General features: G+C 60.2%; 30 protein-coding genes. 21 read left to right on the forward strand and 9 right to left on the reverse strand.

Annotated elements, in window-relative coordinates; all coding sequences use genetic code 11:
• Nucleotides 1-6: 6 nt before the first annotated feature.
• From WDN02_RS09295 to ahcY, 6 genes are all read right to left on the reverse strand, one after another.
• Nucleotides 7-390 carry a type II toxin-antitoxin system VapC family toxin gene (locus WDN02_RS09295; protein WP_337293220.1) on the reverse strand — a complete coding sequence of 128 codons (384 nt, stop codon included), beginning with the start codon at nucleotides 388-390 and terminating at the stop codon, nucleotides 7-9.
• 18 nt (nucleotides 391-408) lie between these two features.
• The gene (locus tag WDN02_RS09300) at nucleotides 409-666 is read right to left on the reverse strand and encodes a type II toxin-antitoxin system prevent-host-death family antitoxin (protein WP_337293221.1); all 258 of its coding nucleotides are present in this window, start codon (nucleotides 664-666) and stop codon (nucleotides 409-411) included.
• A 50-nt stretch (nucleotides 667-716) separates the two neighbouring features.
• Nucleotides 717-1,430: a nucleotidyltransferase family protein gene (locus WDN02_RS09305; RefSeq protein ID WP_337293222.1), complete on the reverse strand. Its 714-nt coding sequence runs from the start codon at nucleotides 1,428-1,430 to the stop codon at nucleotides 717-719.
• A gap of 77 nt (nucleotides 1,431-1,507) precedes the next feature.
• Nucleotides 1,508-3,052 carry a tRNA (adenosine(37)-N6)-threonylcarbamoyltransferase complex ATPase subunit type 1 TsaE gene (gene tsaE / locus WDN02_RS09310; protein WP_337293223.1) on the reverse strand — a complete coding sequence of 515 codons (1,545 nt, stop codon included), beginning with the start codon at nucleotides 3,050-3,052 and terminating at the stop codon, nucleotides 1,508-1,510.
• A gap of 155 nt (nucleotides 3,053-3,207) precedes the next feature.
• Entirely contained in the window at nucleotides 3,208-5,691 is a 2,484-nt protein-coding gene (locus WDN02_RS09315) for a PAS-domain containing protein (RefSeq protein ID WP_337293224.1), read from the reverse strand.
• 155 nt (nucleotides 5,692-5,846) lie between these two features.
• Nucleotides 5,847-7,253 (reverse strand): adenosylhomocysteinase, encoded by a 1,407-nt coding sequence (gene ahcY, locus WDN02_RS09320; protein WP_337293225.1) that lies wholly within the window; start codon nucleotides 7,251-7,253, stop codon nucleotides 5,847-5,849.
• Between the two features lie 191 nt (nucleotides 7,254-7,444).
• Here ahcY and irrA point away from each other — a divergent pair, with 191 nt between their 5' ends.
• Entirely contained in the window at nucleotides 7,445-7,930 is a 486-nt protein-coding gene (gene irrA / locus WDN02_RS09325; RefSeq protein WP_337293226.1) for an iron response transcriptional regulator IrrA, read from the forward strand.
• Between the two features lie 11 nt (nucleotides 7,931-7,941).
• Here irrA and WDN02_RS09330 read toward each other — a convergent pair whose 3' ends face one another.
• Both WDN02_RS09330 and WDN02_RS09335 read right to left on the reverse strand, forming a co-directional pair.
• Nucleotides 7,942-8,253 (reverse strand): hypothetical protein, encoded by a 312-nt coding sequence (locus WDN02_RS09330; RefSeq protein WP_337293227.1) that lies wholly within the window; start codon nucleotides 8,251-8,253, stop codon nucleotides 7,942-7,944.
• 65 nt (nucleotides 8,254-8,318) lie between these two features.
• Nucleotides 8,319-8,963: a S24 family peptidase gene (locus WDN02_RS09335; RefSeq protein WP_337293228.1), complete on the reverse strand. Its 645-nt coding sequence runs from the start codon at nucleotides 8,961-8,963 to the stop codon at nucleotides 8,319-8,321.
• Between the two features lie 289 nt (nucleotides 8,964-9,252).
• Here WDN02_RS09335 and WDN02_RS09340 point away from each other — a divergent pair, with 289 nt between their 5' ends.
• From WDN02_RS09340 to WDN02_RS09400, 13 genes are all read left to right on the forward strand, one after another.
• Nucleotides 9,253-9,411: a hypothetical protein gene (locus WDN02_RS09340; protein ID WP_337293229.1), complete on the forward strand. Its 159-nt coding sequence runs from the start codon at nucleotides 9,253-9,255 to the stop codon at nucleotides 9,409-9,411.
• A 3-nt stretch (nucleotides 9,412-9,414) separates the two neighbouring features.
• Nucleotides 9,415-9,945, forward strand: a complete 531-nt coding sequence (locus WDN02_RS09345; RefSeq protein WP_337293230.1) for a hypothetical protein — start codon at nucleotides 9,415-9,417, stop codon at nucleotides 9,943-9,945.
• A gap of 621 nt (nucleotides 9,946-10,566) precedes the next feature.
• Nucleotides 10,567-12,621, forward strand: a complete 2,055-nt coding sequence (locus WDN02_RS09350; RefSeq protein ID WP_337293231.1) for a phage terminase large subunit — start codon at nucleotides 10,567-10,569, stop codon at nucleotides 12,619-12,621.
• Nucleotides 12,622-13,097: 476 nt separating this feature from the next.
• Nucleotides 13,098-13,589 carry a hypothetical protein gene (locus WDN02_RS09355; protein ID WP_337293232.1) on the forward strand — a complete coding sequence of 164 codons (492 nt, stop codon included), beginning with the start codon at nucleotides 13,098-13,100 and terminating at the stop codon, nucleotides 13,587-13,589.
• Between the two features lie 32 nt (nucleotides 13,590-13,621).
• Nucleotides 13,622-15,028: a DUF4403 family protein gene (locus WDN02_RS09360; RefSeq protein WP_337293233.1), complete on the forward strand. Its 1,407-nt coding sequence runs from the start codon at nucleotides 13,622-13,624 to the stop codon at nucleotides 15,026-15,028.
• Nucleotides 15,028-16,182 (forward strand): alpha/beta fold hydrolase, encoded by a 1,155-nt coding sequence (locus WDN02_RS09365; protein WP_337293234.1) that lies wholly within the window; start codon nucleotides 15,028-15,030, stop codon nucleotides 16,180-16,182. The genes WDN02_RS09360 and WDN02_RS09365 overlap by 1 nt, the downstream gene beginning before the upstream one ends.
• A gap of 607 nt (nucleotides 16,183-16,789) precedes the next feature.
• Entirely contained in the window at nucleotides 16,790-16,975 is a 186-nt protein-coding gene (locus WDN02_RS09370; protein WP_337293235.1) for a hypothetical protein, read from the forward strand.
• On the forward strand, nucleotides 16,972-19,155 hold the full coding sequence (locus WDN02_RS09375; RefSeq protein ID WP_337293236.1) for a phage tail protein: 2,184 nt from the start codon (nucleotides 16,972-16,974) through the stop codon (nucleotides 19,153-19,155). Before WDN02_RS09370 ends, WDN02_RS09375 begins: the two co-directional genes overlap by 4 nt.
• Before the next feature lie 17 nt (nucleotides 19,156-19,172).
• A complete protein-coding gene (locus WDN02_RS09380) occupies nucleotides 19,173-20,441 on the forward strand; it encodes a hypothetical protein (protein ID WP_337293237.1) in 1,269 nt (422 codons plus the stop codon).
• A 106-nt stretch (nucleotides 20,442-20,547) separates the two neighbouring features.
• A complete protein-coding gene (locus tag WDN02_RS09385; protein WP_337293238.1) occupies nucleotides 20,548-20,883 on the forward strand; it encodes a hypothetical protein in 336 nt (111 codons plus the stop codon).
• Complete coding sequence (locus WDN02_RS09390; RefSeq protein ID WP_337293239.1) at nucleotides 20,864-21,115, forward strand: hypothetical protein; 252 nt, start codon at nucleotides 20,864-20,866, stop codon at nucleotides 21,113-21,115. The genes WDN02_RS09385 and WDN02_RS09390 overlap by 20 nt, the downstream gene beginning before the upstream one ends.
• Nucleotides 21,112-21,693: an N-acetylmuramoyl-L-alanine amidase gene (locus WDN02_RS09395; RefSeq protein WP_337293240.1), complete on the forward strand. Its 582-nt coding sequence runs from the start codon at nucleotides 21,112-21,114 to the stop codon at nucleotides 21,691-21,693. Before WDN02_RS09390 ends, WDN02_RS09395 begins: the two co-directional genes overlap by 4 nt.
• 34 nt (nucleotides 21,694-21,727) lie before the next feature.
• Complete coding sequence (locus WDN02_RS09400; protein WP_337293241.1) at nucleotides 21,728-22,003, forward strand: hypothetical protein; 276 nt, start codon at nucleotides 21,728-21,730, stop codon at nucleotides 22,001-22,003.
• Between the two features lie 3 nt (nucleotides 22,004-22,006).
• On the opposite strand, the gene WDN02_RS09405 is transcribed toward WDN02_RS09400, so the two are convergent.
• A complete protein-coding gene (locus WDN02_RS09405; RefSeq protein WP_337293242.1) occupies nucleotides 22,007-22,240 on the reverse strand; it encodes a hypothetical protein in 234 nt (77 codons plus the stop codon).
• Nucleotides 22,241-22,381: 141 nt separating this feature from the next.
• Here WDN02_RS09405 and WDN02_RS09410 point away from each other — a divergent pair, with 141 nt between their 5' ends.
• From WDN02_RS09410 to WDN02_RS09440, 7 genes are all read left to right on the forward strand, one after another.
• Nucleotides 22,382-22,615, forward strand: a complete 234-nt coding sequence (locus WDN02_RS09410; RefSeq protein WP_337293243.1) for a hypothetical protein — start codon at nucleotides 22,382-22,384, stop codon at nucleotides 22,613-22,615.
• On the forward strand, nucleotides 22,602-22,895 hold the full coding sequence (locus tag WDN02_RS09415) for a hypothetical protein (RefSeq protein ID WP_337293244.1): 294 nt from the start codon (nucleotides 22,602-22,604) through the stop codon (nucleotides 22,893-22,895). The genes WDN02_RS09410 and WDN02_RS09415 overlap by 14 nt, the downstream gene beginning before the upstream one ends.
• Nucleotides 22,892-23,047, forward strand: coding sequence for a hypothetical protein (locus WDN02_RS09420; protein ID WP_337293245.1), 156 nt, complete (start codon nucleotides 22,892-22,894; stop codon nucleotides 23,045-23,047). The genes WDN02_RS09415 and WDN02_RS09420 overlap by 4 nt, the downstream gene beginning before the upstream one ends.
• Nucleotides 23,044-23,196: a hypothetical protein gene (locus WDN02_RS09425; RefSeq protein ID WP_337293246.1), complete on the forward strand. Its 153-nt coding sequence runs from the start codon at nucleotides 23,044-23,046 to the stop codon at nucleotides 23,194-23,196. The genes WDN02_RS09420 and WDN02_RS09425 overlap by 4 nt, the downstream gene beginning before the upstream one ends.
• A 236-nt stretch (nucleotides 23,197-23,432) precedes the next feature.
• Entirely contained in the window at nucleotides 23,433-23,912 is a 480-nt protein-coding gene (locus WDN02_RS09430; protein ID WP_337293247.1) for a glutathione peroxidase, read from the forward strand.
• A gap of 68 nt (nucleotides 23,913-23,980) precedes the next feature.
• Nucleotides 23,981-25,282 carry a histidinol dehydrogenase gene (gene hisD, locus WDN02_RS09435; RefSeq protein WP_337293248.1) on the forward strand — a complete coding sequence of 434 codons (1,302 nt, stop codon included), beginning with the start codon at nucleotides 23,981-23,983 and terminating at the stop codon, nucleotides 25,280-25,282.
• Entirely contained in the window at nucleotides 25,279-25,764 is a 486-nt protein-coding gene (locus WDN02_RS09440; protein WP_337293249.1) for a UPF0262 family protein, read from the forward strand. The genes hisD and WDN02_RS09440 overlap by 4 nt, the downstream gene beginning before the upstream one ends.

Genomic DNA, 25,764 nt, shown 5'->3' on the forward strand with positions numbered 1-25,764 from the left:
CGCAATTCAAAGCGCACTCGCGATATCCGTCTTTGAAAAATCATCACCGACATAGAGTAACGCGCACGCGTGCTGCTTTGCGACCTCATAAGCAAAACAGTCGCCGAAATTCAGCGCTGCTGCATGAGTACCCTTACCCCATTGGGCATAGGTTTCGGCGACGCGTTTTGCGGATGCCGCTGTAACAGCAACGATCTCAAAGCCAAGTCCATCGACGAGACTTTCAACTTCCCCGCCGACGTTCCGGCGATGCGCGACGATGAGCGCTTCGGCAATTGTCGCGGCCGAAATCAGCAATCGGTCGTGGGTTTCCATTGCGCCGATACAGGCTTCCGCGAGAGGTTCGTTGAGGACGATAGCCATCAACGCAGATGTATCGACAGTGATCATTTCTCAATCAATTCGTGATCACTTGGGCAGGCCCTCGTCACTGTAGAGGAAGTCCTGACTCTGCGCCGCCGGAGCGCCCGTCGATGCCTTCGCGGCCCCGCGTCTCCGTGCGGCTTCCAGCAGGTCGCGTCGGACCTGTCGATCGGGAAGAGCCTTCACCGGCACGAGCCGGACGGCAGGATGGCCATGGCGCGTCAAAACGATCTCGTCGCCCGCTTCAGCGAGACGAACAAGTTCGGTCAATTGGCCTTTGGCATCTGTAACAGAAATACGCATGAACGAAATATGGACTATTTAGTGGTCCATATCAAGAAGGAGGGCGCGTTTCAGAGCACGGATCTCTCGATCAGCCGTTCGGCGTCGGCGATCGCCGGCGGTGTGCCGACATGCAGCCAGATGCCGTCGAGGCGCAGGCCGTAAAGCCGTCCCTTTTCCGCAGCCCTGAGAAAATATGGCAGCAGGCGGAACGGGCCCTCCGGCGCATCGGCGAAAACTTCAGGCTTGATGATGCCGACGCCGGTGTAGACGAAGGGCGCGACGCGGCGCTCCTCCCGCTTCGTCAGCCGCCCGAACCCGTCCATGGTGAAATCGCCCGGCCAATCGACGCCCGAACTCGACGCCGTCGCGGCGACGAGCAACAGCACATCCATCTCGTCCGGGTTCCACGCGTCGGCCAGCCGTTCCAGATTGGGCTTGGCGCCTTCGACCCAGAATGCGTCGGTGTTGCAAAGAAAGAAGGGCGCCTTGCCCAACAGAGGCAGCGCCTTTTTGATCGCGCCGCCCTGATCGAGCAGGAGATCGCGCTCGTCGGAGATGATCACATTCGGCGCGCTGCGACCGTCAAGATGCGTCTCAATCTGATCGGCAAGGTGATGCACATTGACAATGGCGGTGCCGACGCCAGCCTGCGCGAACCGGTCGAGCAGATGATCGATCATGGGCCGGCCGCCGACCTTGATGAGCGGTTTTGGCACTGTCTCGGTCAGCGGCCGCATGCGCGTGCCGAGGCCCGCGGCAAAGACCATGGCTTTATCCGGCATGAAAGATTTCTCGGACACGAAAAGCGAACCCGCAGCAGACCCAGTTCGCGCCCGAGGATGGAGCGCGATCCACCCGGTCACGCGCCCCGTTGGAAGATCTGGGGCAGGTGGGCTTCATACCAGCCCTTGAGACCGGACAACAAGGGATGTGCCAGATCCTTGGCTAAATTTTCCTCAATGCGTGGCAGATGTGCCAGATATCGTGGTTTGTGGTCGCGCTTATCGAGACGTGCGAAAATGCCGAGGATTTTTGTCGCCCGCTGCGCGCCAAGCACCGCATAGGCGCGGGCGAAGCCGGCCATATCGAAATTCGCGTCGGCGATGCGGCGCAATTGCATATAATGACCAAGGAGCTTGAGTTCGACGTCCGCGGGCACATTCACCCGCGCATCCTGCAAGAGAGACACGACGTCGTAGGCCGGGTGGCCAAGCACGCAATCCTGAAAATCGATCAGGCCGACACGCGCGCTCCCATGCCGCTCGCCAAGCCAGATGATATTCGGCGAGTGGAAATCGCGTAGCGTCCAGGTTTGCGGCCCGGAGACGATGTCGCGCAATATATGCCGCCAGAGATTGACGAAACTTGCCTTCGCGCCGGATGTCAACGAAGCCTTGGCGACATGCGGCGCGTACCAGTCGATGAGAAGTTCGGTCTCGATCGAGAGCGCGTCGAGGTCGTAGGGCGGGACGCGATAGGTGTTTACGTCATCGATGGGCAGAATATCCGGCAGCGTCAGTTGGTGCAGCCGCGCGAGCAGCGCGACGGATTCGGCATAACGCTCCGTGATGATTGTGTCGCCATCGGTCACGCCGTCGGCGCCGAAATCTTCGATCACTGCGACGCCGACATCGAGATCGACCGCATAGATTTCCGGTGCCGAGAACCCTTCAGCACGCAGGCCCGCATCGATCGCGACATAGGGACGGATGTTTTCAGCAAGCCGCGCCAAAGTGCCATAGGATTTGCCGAAACGGATCGGCGGCCCATCCGGCCGCGGGGGCGAAATCATCAGGACCGCTGTCGTGCCGTCGGCTTTCGTCAGACGCTCGTAAGCGCGAGTCGAGGCATCGCCCAGCATGAACTGCCGCTCGGCATCCTCGAAGCCCGAAGCGCGAAGCACCTGATGAATTGCCCGCGAGATGCCGAGGCGCGAGGCGAAACTGCCGTAGCCCGTGAGAACGGCGTTGCGAAAATTCGCGCCTTGTCCGGGATCGAGCGAAAATGAGAGGTCGAGCCGGTCAGCCCGCAGAAATCCGCCCGCGCGATCCGGCCATTCGACGAGAACAAGCGCACCTTCGCCAGCCTCGTCCCAGCCAAGCTCTTCCAATTCCTCCGGTGCGCGGATGCGGTAGAGGTCGGCATGGACGATCGGAAAGTCCAAGCCGTCATAGATTTGCATCAGCGTGAATGTCGGGCTTGGCACATCAAGTTCGGCATCGCCGGTGAGATTGCGGACCAATGCCCGCGCAAAGGCCGTCTTGCCGGCGCCAAGGTCGCCGCTGAGGGTCAAAAGATCGCCCGGCTTCAGCCAATGGGTGAGCTCGACGGCCAGCGCCGCCGTCGCTGCTTCATCGGGGAGGGCGATCTGCCAGACCGCGGTCTGCGTCCGCTGTGGCGCCATCGCCTAAATACCCCTCATCGAAAACGGCCCGATCCTGCAGTCAACGCGAAGCGCATTCCCAAGATCAACCTCGGCATGCCGTGGATAGTGCGATACCCACCGCTTTGTCTATATGGCCAAGTTTATAGCGACACTTGTCTATAGCGACACTTGGGCTAGGTTGCGGCCTGTCCGGGGAAGACGCAGGTGACGAGCGTGCCCCGATTGGGGGCGGATTCGATCTCGACATGCCCGCCATGGAGTTCGACCAGCGAGCGCACGATCGACAGGCCAAGGCCGACGCCGTGATGGCGCGAGCCGCGACTGTTCGTCTTGAACCGCTTGAACACCTCGTCGATCACGTCCGGTGGAATGCCGCGTCCCTGGTCGGCGACGTTGAGGATGATTTCATCGGCGCGCCGCAATGCCGAAAGCGTGACCGTCTGTCCCGGCTCCGAAAAGCCGATCGCGTTCGACAGAAGATTGAACAGAATTTGGCGGATGCGCTGGCCGTCCGCGATGAAGGTGCCAACGTCATCTGACGCATTGATCTTCAGATGGATGGAGGATTCGGCAAGCCGGTCCTGTACGCCCTGCGCGGCGAGACTGATGGTCTCGCGGATGTCGATCTTTTCCGGCTTGAGTTCCAGAGCGTCGGCATCGATCGAGGCGAGGTCGAGAATATTGTCGATGATCGCCAGCAGCGCTGAAGATGACGTCGTGACATAGCCGGCATATTGCTTCTGCTTGTCGTTGAGCGGCCCGGTGGCAGAATCGCCCAGGAGCTCGATGAAGCCGATGATATTGGTGAGCGGCGAGCGCAATTCGTATGAAACGTGATGGACGAAATCGTTGCGCAGGCGTTCGGCATCGATCAACGCGGTGTTGCGGTCCGTCAACGCCCGCTCGACATTGACGCTTGCAGTCGTGTCGGTGAAGGTCAGCAGCGTGGCGCCGTCCGGCAACGGTTGGGCGGTGCAATCGAGCACAGTGCCGTCGTTGCAGAAGATGCGGCCATCATAGCCATTCCGCTGGTCATCGAGCCCCGTGATGACGGCGCGAATTTCCACGACCGCAGGGTCATCCCCGCCAAACGCCGTACACAATGAGGCAAGCCGGTCGACGTGCGGCTTGTCGTTCAATTGTGCCGGATCGAGCTTGAGGAGCCGCGCGAAAGCCGGGTTGAAAAAATTGAGCCGTCCGTCCGTGCCAAAGACGGCGACTCCTTCCTTCAGCGTATCGAGCGTTTCGCTTTGCACACGCGTGAGAGCGTTGAAGCGCGATTCCAGATGGAAACGTTCGGTCACGTCGTCGAACAGATACGTGATCCCTTGCGGATTCGGGTTGATCACGACGCGCAACGTGCGTCCGTCGGGAAGATACCAGACCTGTTCGCTGGCCTCGAACGCCTGATAGGCCGAAAGCAAGCTCTCTTTCCAGGCGCGGAAATCGGCTTGCTCGGGCAGCAGACGCGCGGCGCGCAGCCGATCGAGAATTTCGGAATCCGATGGGTTTTCATCGAGGAAACTGGGTGGCAGCGACCAAAGCTGGCGATAGGCGGAATTGTGGAAGACGAGCCGCTTGCGGCGGTCGAAGATCGCGACGGCGGTTGAGAGCTGGTCGAGCGTCGCAGCGTGGGCCTTCGTCAGGCGGGCCATGTCTGTGCGCAACGCCTCGATCTGCGAGGCGTCCGCTGCAAGTCCGGCCGAACCCACCGAGACCGGCACTTCGATAACATCGAGCAAATGCCGTTGCCCGGCGGCGACAGCCGCGGCGCGGCCACGCCAGATCGTCCCGGCGGCGCGCGCTTCGATGGCCTGATCGCGGGTCGTACGTTCGAGAAGTTCCGTCCCCCGCAAGAGGGCGTCGGCAGAATCCTTCGCTTCGACCGCGCGGACATAGGCGGCATTGACCCAGGCGAGTTTTTCCGTGCGGTCGCGCAGCCAGACCGGATAATTGGTCGAATCGAGCAATGCGTGCAGCGCATCGAGTTCGCCATAGGTGCGCAGCAGACGCTCGCGCAGGCGTGTCGCTTCGAGCCGGTCGCCGGAAACATCACGAATGCGCATGACAGCGCGGCCGCTGACCGGGCGCCCGTCGAGTTCGAGCGTGCGTCCGGCAAGACTCTCCGCGACGAAATGGAAGGCCTCGCCACGTTCGCGGAGTTTTTCGACGCAGGATTCGAGCTGCTGTGCAGTCTCGGGCGGCAACCAGGAACCGAAGCCGAGAATGCGCCGCGCGACCGGCTGATCCGTGACGAGACTGAGATCGCCTTCGATCTCCGCGTCGGAATCGCCGCCCCAGGCGACGATGATCTGCGGCTCGGCGGTGAGAAAGACCTGGGCGCGGTCGAACCTTGCCCGCAGATTGTTGAGCTCCGCGGTATAGGTGGCGTCCTGCTGCGTCCATTTGCGGGTTTCGCGCAAATGCAGGAGGGCCGTGACCACCGAAAACATCACGAGACCGACGAGCAGCGAGAGGCCGACCAGATCCTGGCTGGAGCGCAAATGTTCGAGCACCAGTGCCGAATAACTCGTGTCTGCGCGGGCCGGGACGGCAATGCACCACAGAATCGGCGCTGCGGGCCAAACCGGCAAACGCCAAGCAATTAGCCTTTGCGGCGCGCTTGATCCGTCCCGCCGCCGTGCCCGCTCGCCCATCCCGTCCTCATGCCGGCGTGCAAAAGCGCGCCCTGGAGAATCGCTGCCATCCAGCCCGAATCACTTATTTACATCATGTCACGCCGCCGCGGCGCTAGCGGCGTGACACTCGGGGGAAATTTTCAGGGATGTAGCAGACACAGCAGGGCTGCCGCTTAGTATCGATAAAGCTCAGGCTTGAACGGCCCCTGCTGGGACACGCCGATATAGCTCGCCTGTTCGGACGTCAATTTCGTCAGTTGTGCGCCGACTTTGGCGAGATGCAGGAAGGCGACCTTCTCGTCCAGGTGCTTCGGCAAAGTGTAGACCTCAAGGCCATATTGCCCCTGCTTGGTCCAGAGCTCCATCTGCGCGAGCGTTTGGTTGGTGAACGACGCCGACATGACGAAAGAGGGATGCCCCATCGCATTGCCGAGATTGACCAGCCGGCCTTCCGACAGAAGGATGATGCGCTTGCCGTCGGGAAATTCGATTTCGTCGACCTGCGGCTTGACGTTGTTCCACCTGAAATTGCGTAGCGAAGCGACCTGAATCTCCGAGTCGAAATGGCCGATATTGCAGACGATGGCGCGATCCTTCATCGCCCGCATGTGCTCGAGACGGATGACGTCGATATTGCCGGTGCAGGTCACGAAAATGTCAGCCCGCGGCGCGGCCTCTTCCATGGTCGCGACCTCGTAGCCTTCCATCGCCGCCTGCAAGGCGCAAATCGGATCGACTTCGGAGACGATAACGCGGCAGCCGGCGTTGCGCAGCGAGGCGGCCGAGCCTTTGCCGACATCGCCGAAGCCCGCGACCATCGCGACTTTGCCGGCCATCATCACGTCGGTGCCGCGGCGGATGCCGTCGACGAGCGATTCACGGCAGCCGTATAAATTGTCGAACTTCGACTTGGTGACGGAATCGTTGACGTTGATCGCCGGCCAGAGGAGCTTGCCTTCCTTCTGCATGATGTAAAGGCGATGCACGCCTGTCGTCGTCTCTTCGCTGACGCCCTTGATCGCGGCGCCCATGCGCCCGTACCAGCCGGGGTTTTCCTTCAGCCGACGCTTGATCGCGGCGAACAGGATTTCTTCTTCTTCGTTGGTCGCCTTTTCGAGGAAGGCCACGTCACCGCCCTCGGCGCGCACGCCAAGATGAATGAGCAGGGTTGCGTCGCCGCCATCATCGAGCAAAAGGTTCGGCGCACCGCCGTCGCCCCACTCAAAGATGCGGTGGGTGTAATCCCAATAATCGGTGAGGCTTTCGCCCTTGCGCGCGAAAACCGGGATGCCGGCCGCGGCGATCGCGGCGGCGGCATGGTCCTGCGTCGAATAGATGTTACAGGAGGCCCAGCGGATGTCGGCGCCAAGCGCGCGCAGCGTCTCGATGAGAACCGCGGTCTGCACTGTCATGTGCAGCGAGCCGGCGATGCGGGCGCCGGCGAGAGGCTGGGCGGCGCCATATTCGGCCCGCGTCGCCATCAGGCCGGGCATTTCCGTCTCGGCGATATCGATCTCCTTGCGGCCCCAGGCGGCAAGCCCCAGATCGGTGATGGCGGAATCGACGGTTGAATGGGTCATAAGCGCTCCTTGAAAACTGCGCGGCGGTCTAGCGCAAAGCCGCGCCGAGCGCAATAAAGATATAAAGAAGTCCTTATATGAGGTGTCCAGCCCGTGCGTCTTTTGGGATCGTTCTTAAGTAAGGTCCGAGGGGTTGATCTGCTGGCACGGTTTTTGTTAAATTCTTGGCTTGATAAGGGGTTATAGGGACAATGGCTTTAGTGACACGCGAACTGGTTTCGGGGCCAGCACTTGGCACGGCGCAAATTCGCCCGTTGCTTGAGAAATACGGCCTGCGTGCCACGCGGCAACGACTTGGCTTGGCCAAGCTATTGTTTAGCAAGGGCAATCGTCACATTACTGCCGACGTCCTGGCGTCCGAAGCGCATGAGGCGCGGATGTTTGCGTCGCTGGCGACGGTCTATAACGTGCTCAATCTTTTTGCCGAAGTCGGTCTCGTCCGCAGCTTTACCGTCGAAGGCGGCAAGACGATTTTTGATACGAATACGACGGACCATTGCCATTTTTATTTCGAGGACAGTGGTCGCGTGTCTGATATTTCGGCAAGCACGGCTCGTTTCGGCGACCGGTTCGAAGCCCCCGAGGGCTATGAAGTGGTGAAAGTCGATGTGGTTGTGCGGCTGCGGCCGGTGGGCGCCCAGAAGGCCGCCGCGTCTGACGACACCCACGAGCACTGATTTCCACTCTTTTAGGCGTTCCATCGCGGTGTATGCTGGCGCAGCGTGCGGCCGAGCAGCATCGCGGCTTTGGCATTGAGCGCGCCGATTTCACCGCCGAAGCCAAACCAGCGCCGCGGATTTTTCCGTTCGTTTTTCAATAGATGCGCGGCGACGGCGATCAGAGTATCCGGCGCGGCTGCGGCAAGCCCCGGATAGAGAATCTCCAATTGCATCGGCCGGCGCGCATAATCACGCGCGCGGCGTTTGAGCATATAGGCGGCGGTGCGCCGCGCTTGCGCGTGCAGGGCTTCGGTAAGGTCGTGAGGTTGGCGGCAAAGCATTGTGCATCTCCGGTAAAGAGACGCATTATATATAGGTAATTATGCCTATATAAGGTAATAATACCTTACAATTTTGGCCGCGTTTGAGATCCGATGCGTTGCCATTGGCCGGCGCGAACGACCGCCTGGATCGCCGCCGCCCAAACGATTTCGACGCCACGGATCGGCGCGGCGTTATGGCTTTCGAGATCGTAAGTTCCAGGGACGGCACCGCGCCGCACGCGCTTGAGATAGCGGCGTCCGTCGCGCGTGCGTACAGCGGCCTCGCGTCCGACCACGTTTTCCGCGTCTTCGTTCTGCTGCCAGCAGATCACCACGTCGCCGGAATCATAGCGCGGCCACATGCTCTCGCCTTCGACTTCAAACGCGACCGTATCCGACGGAATCGAAAACGGCACATTGATTTCATAGAGGCCATCCTCCGGAATTTGCTCGTATTCCGGCAAGATCTCGGCGCCGGCGCCAATTCGACCGACAACTTTCGCCTGGCTGCCGGCGCCCGGATCGCCGAGGCCGCCTTCGAGCAGCCACGCGGCGCTGGTCTTTAGGACGGGCGCGAGCGCGGCCAGCGTCTCTGTCGTAACGCCGCGCCGGTCGCCGTTCTTCACCGCGCGTTTCAAATTGCGGATCGCGTCCGGCTTCTTCGCGGCGATCGAAGCCGCATGGGCCGAAAGGCCCACAGACTGCAGGCGGCTTTCGACACGCGCCAAAATATCTTCCAATTCCATAGCGGTAGATTGACCGATTTCCTTGGCAATGCATTATGTAATTTTACCGTTGACATAAAGGTATAATTACCTGAGGGTCGCTCCAACAAGGAGGGACATCGCATGTCATCTGAAAAAACATCCTGGACGACGGAGCGCGTCGCGCGGCTCGGTTTTCTGGTCGGGCAGGGCTTTGGCGCAAAACGCATTGCCGAGGATCCGTTCATCGCCTCAACGCCCAAACAATGTGCATCGACAGGCTCAGCGCTTCGGCCTCGCCTTTCGCGATGCGATGGCGACGGCACTGCGTCTGCCGCCAGAGGCCGCTGCCCGCTACGACGCCGCGGCGGCTAAGCGTGGTCTCACCCGCGAAGCCTTGATCCGGCATCTGCTCCTCGTTGCCGCCGACGAGCCGAACTTTGTCGATAACATTCTCGACGATGAGGCCTGAGCGATGCAAGACGACCCGAAAACTGACGATATAAAAATCAACGCACTTGAGCGGCTCTATGACGAAGAGAACTTCGGTATCCCGCTACGTTGGGAACCAGAGCATGTCGGGCGCCGGCTGGTGAAGGCATTCACCACGCTCGACCGGCTGCCGCGCGATCGCGGCCCGCGCGAGCCAGGCGGCCACTGGCCGAAACACACGGTCGAATGGGTGGATCGTCTGGCGCAGGCCGAGCTTTCCGATGCGGAACGGCGCACACGCGACGCGGCGCGGAATTTCACCGTCCTGCGGCCGACTTCGACCGAACTGGCCGAGATGGAAAAAGCCTTCGATTGGCTGCGGGAATTGCGCGCCGCCGATTCCGGCATGGCCTTGGTGACAAGCCTTTGGGCCTTGCGCACGGCGCGGCGCAAATCCGTTCGCCGTCTCTGCACGGAGAAGCAATGGGCGCCGCACACATTCTATCGTAAACGCGCCAAGGCGCTCGCCTATCTCGCCGAGCTTCTGAATTCGCGCAACGCGCCGGTGTTTTGAAGTCGTGTCATTGCGAGCGAAGCAATCCAGTATTCGTATCTGGATTGCTTCGGTGTTTAACGCCTCGCAATGACGTTGCGCTATGTCGACTTCGTAAGAACGCGTAAAAAGCTGTTTCGGCAATGCCATTGACGATGTGACACTTTGCGAGCGATAACACGCGCATTGCAGCGCCCGATCTGTGCGCTGATTTCCTCCCCCGATTCAGCTTCTGTTGCGCTTATTCTCGGCGTGGATGGCCGGCCTTGTGCCGGCCATCCACGCCGAGACGTTGCAATAATGATCATGATGAATGCGGTGGCGTAATCACGTCATGGCCGGGTCGAGCCCGGCCATGACGGGTCATGGATTTTTAAAGCCTTCGAAGATACTACCCGCCGTCTTAAACGTTGTACAAATCCGCAAAACGACGCTTCGTCGACGCATTGACCAAGCGACAATTTGTGAGGCATAACACGCGCATTGCAGCGCCCAACCTATGCCCGCCGCTCAGAGCGTTTTCGAGCGAAGTGGACACCGGTTCGCGTAAAGAAAACGCGTCGAAACAAAAGTCTTAAAGGCCATCGCATCGCGGTGGCCCTTTGTTTTGGGCCATGCTGCGATAATTTCGAAGGATAATTCATGCTGTCATACAGCCCGGGGCAGGAGGCGGCGCGCCGTCTCCTCGAAGGGCCGCAACGCTATACATGCCTCGCCGGTGGTACACGCTCCGGCAAGACTTTTCTTATCGTCCGTGCCATCGTCGCCCGTGCATTGGAAGCGCCGGGCTCGCGTCATGCAATCTTACGCTTTCACGCCAACGCGGCGCGCGCCTCGATTTCGCTCGACACGCTGCCGAACGTCATGCGTCTCTGCTTTCCGCGCACGAAATTGAAAGAGCATCGGCAGGAAGGATTTTTCGAACTCACAAACACATCGCGCATCTGGATCGGCGGCCTCGACGACAAGGAACGCGTCGAAAAAATTCTCGGCCTCGAATATGCGAGCATCTTTCTCAATGAGGCGTCGCAAATCCCTTACGCCTCGGCGCTCATCGCCTTTACGCGTCTGGCGCAGAAAATCGATGGGTTGAAGCAGCGCGCTTATGTCGATCTTAATCCGGTCGCGAAATCGCATTGGACCAATCTACTGTTCGGCGACAAGCGCGATCCGGTCTCGAAGAAGAAGCTTGCCGATGCGAAAAATTATGTCCGCGGCCACCTCAATCCGACGGATAATTCAGCCAATCTCGCACCCGAATTTCTGGAAAGCCTCGCCAATCTGCCGGAGCGCCAGCGCAAGCGCTTTTACGAAGGCGTCTATGTCGACGAGCTTGAGGCTGCGCTCTGGAGCTACGAGATCATCGAAGCGACACGCAGCGCGCCGGAGATAATTCCAGAAGATCAGCGCGCGAGCGTCGTCGTGGCCGTCGATCCATCCGGTGCCGCGGGACGTGATGATCTGAATGCCGACGAGATCGGCGTGATCGTCGCGGCGCGGGGCGCGGATGGCGATTGCTATATTCTCGCCGATCGTTCGTGCCGCGATGCGCCTGCAGTTTGGGGACGGCGCGCGGTGACGGCGTTTCATGAATTTCGCGCCGATTGCATCGTTGCCGAGTCAAACTTCGGCGGCGAAATGGTACGTGCGACGATCCACGCCGCCGATCCGAATGTGCCGGTGCGGCTCGTCACAGCGAGTCGCGGCAAGGCTGTGCGTGCTGAACCCATTTCAGTGCGTTACGCACAACGCCAGGTGCATCACGCCGGGCATTTTACGCAACTCGAAGATCAGCTCTGCGCCTTCACCGCCGCGGGCTTCGGCGGGACGGGCAGCCCCGATCGCGCCGACGCGGCGATCTGGGCGCTGACCTATCTCTTCGACCTCTCTGATGGGACCGGCATCATCGAATTCTATGGTGTCGCCAAAACCTTCATCCAGACGAAGGAGCCGGATCTCAAGGGCCCGTTCGACGAATGGCTGGCGCGCATCGTCTGTTTCGCGTTCTCGATCTCGCCGCAGGCGCTGACGCAGCAGATGAATCGCGCCACGGCGCAGACGCAGAAGGAAATGTCGGAAGAGGAGGGCTTGGCGCCGATCCTCGCCTGGGTGAAGGATCTGATCGACCAAATCATCGCGCAGGAATTCGACGCGCCCGATCTCGAATTCGCCTGGAGCGCCGAGCCGTCGATCAATCCGCAGGCGCAGGAGGCGATCCTTTCGAGCTATATGTCGAAAGGTATTATCACCATCAACGAGGCGCGCGCCGCGCTCGGCCGCGATCCCTATCCGGACGCGACGGCGAATAGACCGATGACGCTGACGGGCCAAGGCTATGTGCCCTTGGGGCAGGCGGGAAAGGCGTTGTTGCAAAATTCAATTCGCATCACGACGAACGCGGGCGTTTTGCGACGACGGATGGCGCGGCCAGTGCCGGCAGGACAACGGCAAACGCGCAGACCGCTGAATTGGACCGCGACGATGCTCGGGAGGATTCGTGATCTGCGCCTAAAGGGTAGTCAGACGCAGCAGGCCCTCATCACATGCGACGAACTATGGGATTCCGATTGGGCTATATGCAACTCTAGCACCTTCGCAGAAGATCGATATAATTATAAGCAGTGTATGATCGGCCTTTTACAAAGAAACAAAGAATGCCTCGCTGGTTTGCCTCTTTCGCCATTGCTGCCTTATTGAGAGCCGTATCATGATGGATATTCTGAAACTCTTGTCCGCGTTCACGCAACTCATCGCTAGAGATGACTTCCCCGACGCAAAAACTCTTAGTCACGCACTCAATTTGGATCTTCAAAAAGCGACGGTAACGAAAACAAAACTACAGAACCTTGGTATCGTTGGAGCCAGTCTAGCCGGAAACAACGTGAACATCGCTTGCGGAGTCGTCCCCAAGCGCGAAATCTGGCTTATATTCGATAAACCTCCAATTTCTTATCTCAGTGTAAAACAAGAGGCGTTCGGAGCTAACCAACGAATTCAGTCGTCGCAGCTAGGCAAAGGCCTAGCAGTCATTTTTGATATCCACGGTTTAACGTGTGGGTATACTACAGATCAAAGCGAAACCGGCGTCGATGCTCTCTTCTGTGAAGAGCCAGCTTTCACGGCTACCCCCTTTCAGAATCTCTCGACGAGAAGCAGCCAAAATAGAATAACCAATGATCGATCTTCGCCGCCTTCTCTCTCGACTGACGTTCGCGATCCGCGAAGAGGTTCCTGATGCTGCATACCTTGCGAAGGCGCTTGATCTCGATATTTCGCGGTCGCGCATTACTGATGCCAGAACGGTAATGACCATTCGCAATGCGATCCTAGATGGAAATATCGAAATCGACGCGGCCTGGGGCAGGCCCCCGCACCGCGAAATCTGTTTGGTGATTGCGCATTCGTCGCTTCCCTATAGCAAGATTAAGGACGAAACCTTTGGCGCTAACCAGCGCATTGTGCCCTCGCGATACAGCGCAGGATTTGGCGTCGTTTTCGAGATAGACGGTTGGGAGTGTGGCTATACAGCGGATTCGCCTGACGGCGATGTAGGCTTTGTATTTTGCCGGAAGCCGAAAGCACTTGGCGTCCGTAACAGGCCGCAAGCTGGGGGCGCAGGCATGACGATCTCCAATCTTGACGGAGGCGTCATTAAGCCGGATTAATCTGCAAGGCAGTCAAGCGGCGGAGATCGGCGATGAGTAGAGCGGCGGCGCATCTTCGGGCTACGGCGGCGCTTCTCTTTGCGACGCTTTTATGTACGTCCGCCCGCGCGGACGAGGTACCGCCGGTCAGTCCCGACAAGTCGGCGCCACTCGTTACGCCGTCGCGTGTCTCGGCGACCGTTGAATTCAGCATCCCTGTGCTTGCCCGAGATGTCGAGCGCGATGTGCCGCGGCGGCTGGCGACTTTCGACGAGCGCATCCAGTGTGTTCACCGGCGCGTTTTTGTGTTCCGTGTCCGCGCGAATTGCGACATAGAGGGTTACGTCGAGCGCACCGGCCCCATCTCGCTCTATGGCCGCGGCGATGCGATCATCGGCTCGACTCCGATCTTCGGCACCGTGAGCGGGCAGGGCGCGAACAGGTTCACACGGCGCATCCATGGGGAGGCCGAGGCGGGCGTGACGGTCGAGGCGGAAGCGCGGCCGATGCTGCGGCACGATTGGTCGCTCGATCTTCGCCTGAGCGACAGTTTCCATTGGACTGAGCCGCCCGTGCTTCATGTGCTCGGGCGCGATATTCAGCTCGCGCGTTATGTCGAGCCGCGCATCCGCGAACAGCTCGCGCGGGTGCGAGGCCGCGCCGCCGAGGCGGTGCGCCGGCTCGATCTGCACGGCAAGGCCGCGACCGTCTGGCATCATGCTTTCGACCCGGTTCAGCTTGCCGACAATCCGCCGGTCTGGCTGCAGCTCGTCCCGCAGAGCGCCGCCTTCGCCGGCGTGCGCGCCGATCGCCGCGTGCTGTGGGGGTCGCTTGAGATTCAGGGCAATGCCACGACCACCGTTGGTGCCGCACCGGCGCCGGTCGCCGCCACGCCTCTGCCGCCGCTCGGCCGCGATGTGCAAGCGCCGGGCAAATTCGAGGTCATCCTGCCGGTGCATGTCGGCTACGATTTCCTGAGCCAGAAGTTCAAGGATGCGGCCGCGGCCCAACTGAAGGGCGATTACACGTTGCGTGACGTCAAGATCTATCCATCGAACGGCAAGATCATCATCGGCTTGAAAATCGCGAAGAACGAGGACACGGCGCCGGATGCCGGCAAATGGTTTTATCTTTCCGCGACGCCGAAGATTGATCCCGATACGCAGACCTTGCAGTTTCCTGATTTGGCCGCCCTCGCCGCGAAGGCCGAGGCGATGGCGCAGGCGAGCGGCAATGCTGACCTCGTCGATCGGCTGCGGCAAGCGAAGATCCTCTATCAGGAAGCCTATCAACGCCTGCTTGCCGCCGCGAACCAGCGTCTGACGCGGCCTTTGAAGGATGGCTTCCGCATGGAAGGCCATCTCGACTCCGCCAAGCTCGATCACGTCTCCTTGTTGCAGGACGGGATCAGCATTGCGCTGCGCATGAGCGGCAATCTCAAAATTCTCTACGGCCTCTGATGCGCATCGCATATTTGCTGGCGGCCTTCATCTTCTTCACCGTGCCAGCCGCGGCGCAAGGCCGATTCTATGATGCGCCGCGCATCGATGCGCTCGGCAAACCTGGCACGCTTGTGCGCTCGCAGGCGATGGAGGGTGCGCCGCTCAATGCTGCCGCTTGGCGCGTGCTTTATCGGTCGACGAGTTTCGACGGCAAGCCGATCCTTGTCTCCGGCGTGATCATCGTGCCGCAAGGCGCGCCGCCGCCGGGCGGCCGGCCGATCGTCGCCTGGGCGCATCCGACATCCGGCATCGTGCCGCGCTGCGCGCCCTCGCTGGCGCTCTTCATCTTTCAGCAGATTCAGGGCCTGCGCACGATGGTCCGCGACGGCTATGTCGTCGCGGCGACGGACTATCCCGGCCTCGGCACGCCGGGGCCGCATCCCTATCTCGTCGGGCTGAGCGAGGCGCGCGCCGTCATCGACAGCGTGCGTGTTGCGCGCAGCATGCCGGGCGCAGGCGATGGCAGTCGCTTCGTTATCTGGGGCCATTCGCAGGGTGGCCACGCGGCGCTGTTCACCGGCCTCATCGCCAAGACCTATGCGCCGGAGCTGACTCTTCTCGGCGTCGCTGCCGCTGCGCCGGCAAGCGAACTCGCGGCGCTGATGGACGACGATCTTGATACGATCGCCGGAAAGAACATCACGGCGATGACGCTGTGGTCCTGGCAGCGGGTCTATGGCGCACCGATGGGTCGAGTCGTCGATCCGCGCGCTATGCCGGCAATCGACAAGCTCGCGCGGGAATGCATCGAAGGGCCGTGGGATATTTCGACCCGCAACCGGACGACGCGGCCGCTGGAGCAGCACTTTCTGACCGTCGCGCATCCGGCCGATGTGCAGCCCTGGCGCGATCTCCTGGCGAAGAACACGCCCGGCCCGCTGCCGCCCGATCTTCCGGTGTTCCTCGCGCAAGGTCTCGACGATGCGGTCATCCGGCCGGCGGTAACGCAGGATTATTTTAACAAGCTCTGCAAGGGTGGCAGCAAAGCACGGCTCTTTCTGATGCCGGGCGTCGGCCACGGCGGCGCGGCGATGCACAGCGCGCTGGAGGCTGTTGCCTGGATAACGGACCGCTTTGCTGGCAAGACGGCGCCGAACGACTGCGGGAAGTAAGATGCGGTCCCGCTGCGTCATGCCCGGCCTTGTGCCGGGCATCCACGCATTGAAGCCCTAAAAAAGCCAGCTCATTACTCACGGGACTTCCTATGCAGGCTCAATCCGCCGGCAACGCACTCGCGCGTTCGCCGGAGCGCCGCCGTACGCTCGTCGCAAGCAATGGCGCGGTCTGGATCTGGCCTGGTATCCCGCTCACGTTGCGGCGCGGCCGCACAATATGTCCCGCCGCTGAAACGACGATCCGGTTTTGGATTTCAAGGCTGCAGGGGGCTGATGCGCTCCATAAAGAGCTCAATTGGGCCGTCGGCAGTGCAACGCGCCATTTAAATGCGGGCAATGAAACTGCCGCGCAACGCATACTTGATTCACTCGGCTTGACCTCGGTCACGCCGGCTGGCGTGGCTTTTATGCTCGCCGTTGCCGAAGACTCAGGCGCCTACATCCCAGACGTTTTCGTCGATAGCCAATACTCGGTCACCGACGCGTCTAATGCCAGTTTGAAAGCACTGCTGATTGGCATTGTCATCGGAGCGACGAGCGCTATCTCGGTTTTGTTTTTGATCATTGCGCCGAGGTCGAGACCGCAGAGCCGGGCGACGTCGTCGTGTTTCGCTATGGTCGCTGTTACAGCCACGGCGGCATTGTCACCGGAGCGGAGCCGCTCACCTTTGTTCATGCCTATTGGCCGTCGCGTGCCGTTCTGGAGGAAGAGCTCGCGCGCAACGTCCAGCTTTCCGATCCGCGTCGCGTGCGGCGCTTTTTCAGCTATTGGCGAAAGGCGGAGGCGTGAGCTTTCTGCGCACGAATCAGCCGGTTGCGACGCCGGTCTATACCGGTCTGCAATTGCAGACCTCAAGCAACGCAATCCCCATCGCCATTTCTTACGGCGTAACGAAGATTGCGCCGAATATCATCTGGACCGGTGGCTTTCGCTCCAACGGTGGCGGCGGAAAAGGCGGGGGCAAGGGCGGCGTGGTCGGCAAGGGCGCGTCGAACGCGACTTATAGCGCCGCTACAATGCTCGCGGTTTGCGAAGGGCCCGTCGGCGGGATCAGCGCGGTCTTCGACAATGCGACGATCACGTCATTGTCGAGCGTCGCTTCCCTGCCGACGCCGTCTTTCTTCAATGGTGCCACGCCGCAATCCGCATGGACCTTTCTGCCTGCCAGCCAGGCGCTCGGCTATAACGGCACGGCTATCGTCGCCGATTCTGATGCCGCGCTCGGCTCTGCCGCGACACTCGACAGCTATTCGTTCGAGGTGCAAGGCGTTCTGCAGGGCACGGGTTTCAATGGGTATGACGCCGATCCAGCGTTTGTCATCCAGGATTTCTTGACCAATGCGCAATATGGCGTCGGCTTTCCGGCCGCCAGTATCGCGGCCACGACCTTGCTCGGCGCGAGCGGCGATGCATCCTATCAGTCCTATTGCAAGGCCGCGGGCCTCGCGCTGTCGCCGGGCGTGGTCTCGCAGGAAACCGCCAATTCGATCCTGACGCGCTGGCTCCAGCTCACCAATACGGCCGCCGTCTGGTCGGACGGTATGCTGAAATTCATTCCCTATGGCGATACGCCGCTTACCGGCCCGCAATTCACCGGGGGCGCCATCGGCTTCTCGACCAGCGCCGCATCGCAATCGACATCCTTTGTCGTCAGTCCGCAAGTGCAGACCGGAACATGGTCGTTCACGCCAAACGTCACGCCGATCTACAATCTCGGCGATGATGATTTCATCTACGACGATGGTACCGATCCGGTGCAAGTCGATCGCAGCGATCCTTATGCCGCGTCGAATTGGCAGGAATTGGAGATCAGCCAGCGCAGCAATTTCTATGACGCGACGCCGATTATCGCTTTTGATCAGAACGCAATTGAACTCTACGGCTTGCGCATCGCCGGTACGATCACTGCGCATGAAATCTGTGATCCGGGCATAGCGCAGACGGCGGCGCAGCTCATTCTTCAGCGTACGCTTTACATCCGCAATCACTACACGTTCAAGCTCTCCTGGGAATATTGCCTGCTAGAGCCGATGGATATCGTCACGCTGACCGATGCCAATCTTGGCCTGCAAAACGTCGCGGTTCGTGTCGTCGAGATCGACGAAGATTCAGATGGACTGCTAACGGTCCGCGCCGAAGAATTTCCGGCCGGTGTCGCGAGCGCGGTGGCCTATCCCGTCCAACAGGCAACGTCCGTCGGTGGCATTTCCGCTGGCGCCGCGTCGGGTTCGGCGAACACGCCGACCATTTTTGAGCCGCCCAGCGCCTTGAGCGGTGGGACACCCCAAGTTTGGGCGGCTGTCTCCGGCGGCGCGAATTGGGGCGGCTGCAATGTCTTCGCGTCGCTCGACGATGCGACCTATACGCAGATCGGACGCATCACCGGCGGAGCCAATCAAGGCGTTTTAACCGCCGCGCTTCCCGTGCCCGGCGCAGCTAACCCCGACGCCACGAATACGCTCGCCGTCGGCCTCGCGGAGAGTGACGGCGTGCTCACGAGCACGTCGGCGAGTCCTGCGCACAACGCGGTGACGCTCTGCATTGTCGATGGAGAGCTTTTGTCTTTTGAAACCGCGACGCTTGTCGGCAGTAATGCCTATAATTTGACGACGCTCTATCGTGGCCTTTATGGCACGCCCGCTGTCGCGCATGTTTCGGGCGCGCCCTTCGCGCGGCTCGATAATTCCATTTTCAAATTCGATCTGCCGCCCAATTACATCGGCCAGATTGTCTATCTCAAATTCCAGGGCTTCAATCTGCTTGGGCAGCAGACGCAGGATCTCTCGGTCTGCGCGGTCTACGGCTTCGCGCCCGCCGGCGCAGGGGTCGGCAACCCGATTATGGCGCAGCTTGCCAGCGGCATCGCGCTCGATCTCGGCGTAGTGACGCAGTCTCCGTCCGCCGCCGGCGATTTCGGCGCGACGAACAGCGCCATTCTCGACGGCGCGGATCTCGGTACAGCACCCTAAAGACAGGCAATAAATCCATGTCAGAGCAATTACAGCTTCGGCGCGGCACCGCCGCACAGGTCGCGGCCTTCACCGGTGCGCAAGGCGAAGTCGTTGTCGATACGACCAACAATCGTCTCGTCCTCCAAGACGGTGAGACGGCGGGGGGTATTCCGATCGCGAAACTTTCTGAAGCCGGCGATGGAGTATCGGGCGGTAGCGTGAGTTTGACAGCACTCGGGATCGGAACCGCGGCCGATCCGAATAATCCGCTGAGCGTCGCCGCGAATAATGTGCTCTTCAATCAGTCGACGACCGGACCGAGTCCCGGCAATATTCGCGTCAATCTCAGCAAGGCCGCGAGCGCTGATACAGCATCTTTCATCTTTCAGGATGCTTTTTCCGAACGTGCCGAGATCGGCCTCTGTGGTGACGACAACTTTCATTTCAAAGTGAGCCCGGACGGCACGACATTTATCGACGCCCTGGACATCAATTCCGTGACAGGAATCGTATCCGCGTCGATTGGCTTCGCAGGCTCGCCAGACCCCACTTATCTACGCGGCTATCTCGCTGGGCTCACGCTCTCGAACAATTCCAACACCAGCTTCAACGTCTCGGATGGCGTCGCCAATGCGGACGACAACAGCCTCCTGATGAAGACGTTCGGTTTCACCAAGACAACCGGAGCCTGGGCGGTCGGAAACAACAATGGCGTTCTCGACACGGGCGCTATCGCGGCATCAAAATGGTATCACGTCTATCTGATCGAGCGGACGGATACCGGCGTTATCGATGCACTTTTGTCGCTCTCGGCAAATGCGCCGACGATGCCGGCGAATTATACCAAAAAGCGACGCGCCGGTTCTATCAGATCAGACGCGTCTTCGAATATTCTCGCGTTCTCACAAAATGGCGATGAGTTCCTTTGGAGCGTCCCTATCAATGAGTGGAACGGCACGACGATTCCGACCACGCCGACCTTGTTTACTCTTGCTGGTTCACCGGTCGGCGTAAAGGTAAACGCCATGCTGCGCATTGCCGTCGAAGGGGCACCGAACGGCGCGGTCAATGTGATCTTTCAATCTCCCGATGAAGCAAGCGCTATCGCTAACACGCCAGTTGGAAACAACGACGCATTGGGAGAGGTGATTCCGAGTAGCGGCAGCGATCAGATATTTATGCCGATTGTGATAAGCCGCCGCACGAACATTTCTGCGCAATTACGATGGTCTTCGTTTAACGACGGCAACGTCTGTTATGGCGTCACATATGGCTGGATCGATACACGCGGTCGATTCAATTAACGACCCCACAGAATCTTAGGTGCGGATACTACGCGCCGCCTGCGATCCCGGCATCGCCCTTATGACTTTTCGCGGCATCTAACCGCCTCTCAGCCAAAGGTGAACAATGATCCAGTTGCATTTCCGCGGCGTGTTCGCGCGCGCCGCGATTGCCGCGTTTTGTCTTTTCCTGATCCAAGCCTCGGCGGCGCAAGCTGCCGGGGGGCGGCATATTTGGGAGCGCGTGCCCGCCTCGTATCGCGCCGAGCTCGATCCTTTTGCAAGTTGGCGTCCGCAAGTCTTTAACGCTCCGCGCGTAAGGCTCCCCCCAATTGCGCGTGGCGCCGTCGCCGCGATCGTTACAGCGAAGGCCGAAGCGCTCGACGTTCCCGCGCGGCTTGCCCTTGCGGGTGGCGCGTTTCGAATCCGGCCTGCGGATGTCGATGCACGGCGCGGCAGGTGAGCGTGGCGCAATGCAGGTTTTGCCGCGGACAGCGCGTCAGGTCGGAATCGTCGGCAATCTCTACGGCCAAGCGGGGATCGAAGCCGGCGTCCGTTATCTCAAGCTCGCGATGACGATGCACCGCCAGGCCGGCTGGTGCGCCGTTGCCAGCGCATATAATAGCGGCATTTGGCGACATTCCCATTGCTCAGCCTACGGCCGTGCGGTGACGGCCCTGGCGGCGCTGCGATGACGTTTCTCGCCGAGCCCAAGGCATACACCCCGGCCGAATTCGCGACTTTTGTTGACGCGCTGGCGTGGCACGGATGGCGCCCGAGCTTCATCACTTTGCACAATACCGGCGTGCCGAGCCTCGCCACGTGGATGGATCCGGCCCATTCGGCCCAGCAGCGAATTGTGTCGCAAAAGCACTATGAGCGCGACATTTTACACTGGCACTCGGGGGTCCATTTGTTTGTGGCACAGGATTTGATTTGGAATCTCTGTGATCTGACGCAGGTCGGTGTCTCTGTCTCGTGCTGGAATCATCTGACGCTCGGGATTGAGATGGTCGGGGATTATGCGGCGGAAAGTTTTGAGAGCGGGCCGGGCGCGCAAGTCCGCGATAATGCGGTAGCCGCCCTCGCAGTTTTACATCGCAAGCTTGGATTGCGGCCGGATGGCTTCAGGCTTGGCGTACGCGGATTGCATTTTCACAAAGAATGCGGCCGCGATCATCATGATTGTCCGGGGAGGAATGTGGTCAAGGCCGACGTCGTCGCACGCGTTCTCGCGCAAATGGCTGCAATGGAAAAAGCAGTCACTTCGTGAGAGCGCACGGACCAGTTCATCAACGGAGCTAACAATGAAAAAAGCAACCGCGATCGCCATCCTGTCTTTGGGGCTGTCACCGCTCGCTGCGGAGGCTGCGAACTTCACGTGCCATGGCGCAGGACAATGCGTTTGTACGCAGACGATGAGCGCGAAATCCATGATCGGATATAACGCCACATCTGATCAGGAAAGCGTCAACGTCAACATTACCTGCATCAATATGACCACGATGGCTGTCGCCTATTATACGGTGCGCAAAGAAGATGGTCTCGGCGGTCAATATAACGGCATGATGCCTGACCACTGACGCTTATTGGTCAGACGGCGCGCTCGGCTCCAACAGCGAAGGGATATATTCGCCTTCGCTGTTGATATAGGCGTCCACTCTTTGCGTTGTGTCCGGGCGGTCTGTCTCGTGTGAAAATGTCTGCACTGGTTCGCGCGGGTGCGTATGGCGCATATGCCTATGATGCGCCTGCGCGGCCGGCGCACCTATGATCGACATCGCCAGAATCATTGCGCCGCTGCATGTCTTGACCTTCATGTTGGCCTCCTTTTGAGGCGCAACTTGCCCGGCAAGCGCGGGCAATTCATTTAAAACAACGTTTATCCGCCTAAAACATCATTTAGACGCCGAGGCGTCATCGCGCCGTGCGGTTCACGGCAAATCCAAAAGGATATCTTCATGCGCATGCGCATTTTTTGCGTGGCGGCGATGACGCTTGCCGCGTCGTCGGCCTATGCTACGGGTAGTACGATCGTCGATCTGCCGTGGGGCGCGTTTTGTAACGAAGTCCTCACGGCGCTTCAGCCCGCCGCGATTTCGCTCGCCGGCCTCGCACTGACATGGCTGGTCGCGAAGCTCGGTCCGGACATCGCACGCGCGTTGCACGCGGCGCATATTGATGGCGCATATTGATCAGGTGATGACGCGCGCCGTTGATGCCAGCTTTGCACTCGTCGAGGGCGCGGAAAAAGGCAAAGTCCTCGAAATCCCTGTCGCGAACGAAGTGCTGCGCCGCGCTGCGCAATATCTCATCGCCCAGGCGCCGGGTCTCTTCAAAGAGCTTGGCGACAATCTCGGCCAGATGCTTGTCGCGCGTCTCTCGGCCTCGGGAGCACTGCCGCCGCAAGCGAGCGCTGCAAATCTCGATCTTGCACCCGCCACGCGGATAAAGCCAGAAAGGACTGCCGGATGACCAGCGACCTTTCGTCTCTCGCGACGGATGTCCAGAAGGTCGCGACCGCGCTGAAATACGCTTCGCAAATCAACTTCAGCAAAGCCGCGCGGGCCTTCGAGTCCGCCAATCTCGCCGGCAAATCGAAACGCTCGACGATATTCTGCGCGTGATCGGCGTCTTTGTACCGCCGGTCGCAATTGCCGCGAACGATCTTGCTGCAGCATTGGGCGGCTTCGAATTGCTTATGCAGTTCTCGAACGGGAAAATTCCGCAAGTCACGCTCGATCTCGAACAGACGATCCAGGATCGCTTCAAATAAGCATCTCGAAAGGACGAAGATGAAATACGCAATTTACGCGGGTATGCTGGTGCTGGCTTTTTGTTTGGCCGGCTGCGCCGACTTTGACGAGACGGTGAACAAGGCCGTCTCATGTCCCGGTCCGCCCGGGGCAGGGGCTTTTTTTTGATTCCGGCCTCCTAGGCCAATCCGCTTGCAGTGCCCGAGAGTTTCGCATTAGAGCAAAGCGATTGGCGTCAGCAAGACGGGTGAACAGGATGGCCTCGATTTACGATTTTTCGGCCAAGACATTGGACGGCAACGAGAAATCGCTTGCCGATTTCCGCGGGCAGGTGGTGCTCGTCGTCAATACCGCGAGCAAATGCGGGTTCACGCCGCAATATGAGGGGCTTGAGACCCTATATAAGGATTTGCACACTAGGGGCTTCGAGATTCTGGGCTTTCCGTGCAACCAATTCGGTGGCCAGGAACCGGGCAACGAGCAGGACATCGGCCAGTTCTGCACGCTGAATTACGGCGTGACTTTCCCGATGTTCGCGAAAATCGACGTCAATGGCAGCGACGCCCATCCGCTCTATAAATTCCTCAAGGAGGCGAAAAAGGGCATTGCCGGCACGGCGGCGATCAAGTGGAACTTCACCAAATTCCTGGTCGACAGGGAAGGCAATGTGGTCGAGCGGTTCGCCCCCAATGTCAAGCCGGCCGAGATCGAACCCGAAGTGACGCGCCTCCTCTAGGAACGCGCGCGATTGCCATGCGGCCTTCGCATAGCTAACAGAGAATTCCCGTCGAAAGGACCAGATCAATGCCGCAACGGCTCGACACGCGCAGCCCCGATTTCGGGACGGCCTTTGCCGCCTTGCTGGCGTCGAAGCGCGAGTCGGCGGTCGATGTCGATCAGGCCGTTCAGAAAATCATCGCCGATGTCGTTGCCGATGGCGACAAGGCGCTTATCGCCTATTCGAAAAAGTTCGACCGCGTCGACCTCGCCGAGGTCGGGCTCGAGGTCTCCGCCGAAGAGATTGCAGCAGCCGAACAGGCCGCCGCCCCCGAGGCGCTGGCTGCCCTGAGGCTGGCGCACGAGCGAATCATTTCGTTTCACGAGCGCCAGCGTCCCAGCGACGTCATTTTCACCGATCCGCTTGGCGTCGAACTCGGCTGGCGGTGGAGTGCAATTGAGGCTGTTGGGCTTTACGTCCCGGGCGGAACAGCCAGCTATCCGTCCTCTGTCCTGATGAATGCCGTGCCGGCGAAAGTCGCCGGTGTCGCGCGGCTGGTTATGGTCGTGCCGGCACCAGATGGCCTGATCGCGCCGCTGGTGCTTGCTGCCGCCAAGCTCGCCGGTGTCGATGAAATTTACCGCGTCGGCGGCGCGCAGGCGATCGCCGCGCTGGCGCACGGCACGCAAACCATTGCGCCCGTCGCAAAGATCGTCGGACCCGGAAACGCCTATGTCGCCGCCGCCAAGCGCCGTGTCTTCGGCACCGTCGGCATCGACATGATTGCCGGACCATCGGAGGTGCTCGTCATCGCCGACGACAGCGCCAATGCGGATTGGATCGCCGCCGATCTCCTGGCCCAGGCGGAGCATGACACCGCCGCGCAATCGATTCTGATCACCGACAGTGCGGCTCTTGCAAACGCCGTCGCGGCGGCGGTCGAGCGCCAGCTTGCGAGCCTGCCGCGCGTCGCGATCGCTTCAGCGAGTTGGCGCGACCACGGCGCGATCATCGAAGTCGCCGAGCTCAGCGAAGCCCTGCCGTTGGCGAACCGCCTCGCGCCGGAACATCTCGAAATCATCACACGCGACGCGGATGTGCTCGCCAGTCATGTGAAGAATGCCGGCGCGATCTTCATCGGCGCCCATACGCCGGAAGCGATCGGCGATTATGTCGGCGGCTCGAACCATGTGTTGCCGACGGCGCGTTCGGCGCGTTTTTCGTCCGGCCTCGGCGTGCTCGATTTCATGAAGCGTACGTCGATTCTGAAATGTTCGCCCGAAAGCCTCGCTGCGCTCGGTCCGGCGGCGATTGCGCTGGGCAAGGCCGAAGGCCTCGACGCCCATGCGCGCTCTGTCGCCTTTCGGCTTGGCCTGACGAACTCATGAGCGCGAAGGAGCCCCGGCGAAATCGTCTCTTGTCGGTGACGCTCGACGAGACTTCGATTGGCCGCGGCACATCCGATCAGGAGCACGAACGCCAGATCGCGATCTACGATCTCGTCGAAGAAAACGACTTCGGCCTGCCGGATCGTGACGATGGCCCGTATGCGCTGAAAATATCGCTACACGATGCCAAACTCGCCCTCGAAATTTCCAGCGAATCGGGCGAGGTCCTCGCTGCTCATATTTTGTCGCTGACGCCATTCCGCAGCCTGCTGAAGGATTATTTTCTGATCTGCGAGAGCTATTACGATGCCATTCGCACGGCGACGCGGGCGCAGATCGAGGCCATCGACATGGGGCGGCGCGGACTTCACGACGAAGCGGCGACGCTGTTGCAGGAACGACTCAAAGGCAAGATTGTCTGCGATCTCGATACCGCGCGGCGCATCTTCACGCTGGTCACGGCTCTGCACTGGAAGGGTTAA

It is taken from the genome of Methylovirgula sp., from assembly GCF_037200945.1.
Lineage (GTDB): Bacteria > Pseudomonadota > Alphaproteobacteria > Rhizobiales > Beijerinckiaceae > Methylovirgula.

Excerpts from the sequence above, each read along its gene's own strand:
- WDN02_RS09380 (WP_337293237.1), top strand. The coding sequence starts at position 19,173 with ATGTCAGAGCAATTACAGCTTCGGCGCGGCACCGCCGCACAGGTCGCG.
- WDN02_RS09345 (WP_337293230.1), top strand. The coding sequence starts at position 9,415 with ATGCAAGACGACCCGAAAACTGACGATATAAAAATCAACGCACTTGAG.
- WDN02_RS09315 (WP_337293224.1), bottom strand. The coding sequence starts at position 5,691 with ATGGGCGAGCGGGCACGGCGGCGGGACGGATCAAGCGCGCCGCAAAGG.
- hisD (WP_337293248.1), top strand. The coding sequence starts at position 23,981 with ATGCCGCAACGGCTCGACACGCGCAGCCCCGATTTCGGGACGGCCTTT.
- WDN02_RS09385 (WP_337293238.1), top strand. The coding sequence starts at position 20,548 with ATGATCCAGTTGCATTTCCGCGGCGTGTTCGCGCGCGCCGCGATTGCC.
- ahcY (WP_337293225.1), bottom strand. The coding sequence starts at position 7,253 with ATGACCCATTCAACCGTCGATTCCGCCATCACCGATCTGGGGCTTGCC.
- WDN02_RS09415 (WP_337293244.1), top strand. The coding sequence starts at position 22,602 with ATGGCGCATATTGATCAGGTGATGACGCGCGCCGTTGATGCCAGCTTT.
- irrA (WP_337293226.1), top strand. The coding sequence starts at position 7,445 with ATGGCTTTAGTGACACGCGAACTGGTTTCGGGGCCAGCACTTGGCACG.
- WDN02_RS09420 (WP_337293245.1), top strand. The coding sequence starts at position 22,892 with ATGACCAGCGACCTTTCGTCTCTCGCGACGGATGTCCAGAAGGTCGCG.
- WDN02_RS09440 (WP_337293249.1), top strand. The coding sequence starts at position 25,279 with ATGAGCGCGAAGGAGCCCCGGCGAAATCGTCTCTTGTCGGTGACGCTC.
- WDN02_RS09405 (WP_337293242.1), bottom strand. The coding sequence starts at position 22,240 with ATGAAGGTCAAGACATGCAGCGGCGCAATGATTCTGGCGATGTCGATC.
- WDN02_RS09390 (WP_337293239.1), top strand. The coding sequence starts at position 20,864 with ATGCACGGCGCGGCAGGTGAGCGTGGCGCAATGCAGGTTTTGCCGCGG.
- WDN02_RS09305 (WP_337293222.1), bottom strand. The coding sequence starts at position 1,430 with ATGCCGGATAAAGCCATGGTCTTTGCCGCGGGCCTCGGCACGCGCATG.
- WDN02_RS09330 (WP_337293227.1), bottom strand. The coding sequence starts at position 8,253 with ATGCTTTGCCGCCAACCTCACGACCTTACCGAAGCCCTGCACGCGCAA.
- tsaE (WP_337293223.1), bottom strand. The coding sequence starts at position 3,052 with ATGGCGCCACAGCGGACGCAGACCGCGGTCTGGCAGATCGCCCTCCCC.
- WDN02_RS09295 (WP_337293220.1), bottom strand. The coding sequence starts at position 390 with ATGATCACTGTCGATACATCTGCGTTGATGGCTATCGTCCTCAACGAA.
- WDN02_RS09410 (WP_337293243.1), top strand. The coding sequence starts at position 22,382 with ATGCGCATGCGCATTTTTTGCGTGGCGGCGATGACGCTTGCCGCGTCG.
- WDN02_RS09430 (WP_337293247.1), top strand. The coding sequence starts at position 23,433 with ATGGCCTCGATTTACGATTTTTCGGCCAAGACATTGGACGGCAACGAG.
- WDN02_RS09360 (WP_337293233.1), top strand. The coding sequence starts at position 13,622 with ATGAGTAGAGCGGCGGCGCATCTTCGGGCTACGGCGGCGCTTCTCTTT.
- WDN02_RS09350 (WP_337293231.1), top strand. The coding sequence starts at position 10,567 with ATGCTGTCATACAGCCCGGGGCAGGAGGCGGCGCGCCGTCTCCTCGAA.
- WDN02_RS09300 (WP_337293221.1), bottom strand. The coding sequence starts at position 666 with ATGCGTATTTCTGTTACAGATGCCAAAGGCCAATTGACCGAACTTGTT.
- WDN02_RS09355 (WP_337293232.1), top strand. The coding sequence starts at position 13,098 with ATGATCGATCTTCGCCGCCTTCTCTCTCGACTGACGTTCGCGATCCGC.
- WDN02_RS09395 (WP_337293240.1), top strand. The coding sequence starts at position 21,112 with ATGACGTTTCTCGCCGAGCCCAAGGCATACACCCCGGCCGAATTCGCG.
- WDN02_RS09340 (WP_337293229.1), top strand. The coding sequence starts at position 9,253 with ATGGCGACGGCACTGCGTCTGCCGCCAGAGGCCGCTGCCCGCTACGAC.
- WDN02_RS09365 (WP_337293234.1), top strand. The coding sequence starts at position 15,028 with ATGCGCATCGCATATTTGCTGGCGGCCTTCATCTTCTTCACCGTGCCA.
- WDN02_RS09400 (WP_337293241.1), top strand. The coding sequence starts at position 21,728 with ATGAAAAAAGCAACCGCGATCGCCATCCTGTCTTTGGGGCTGTCACCG.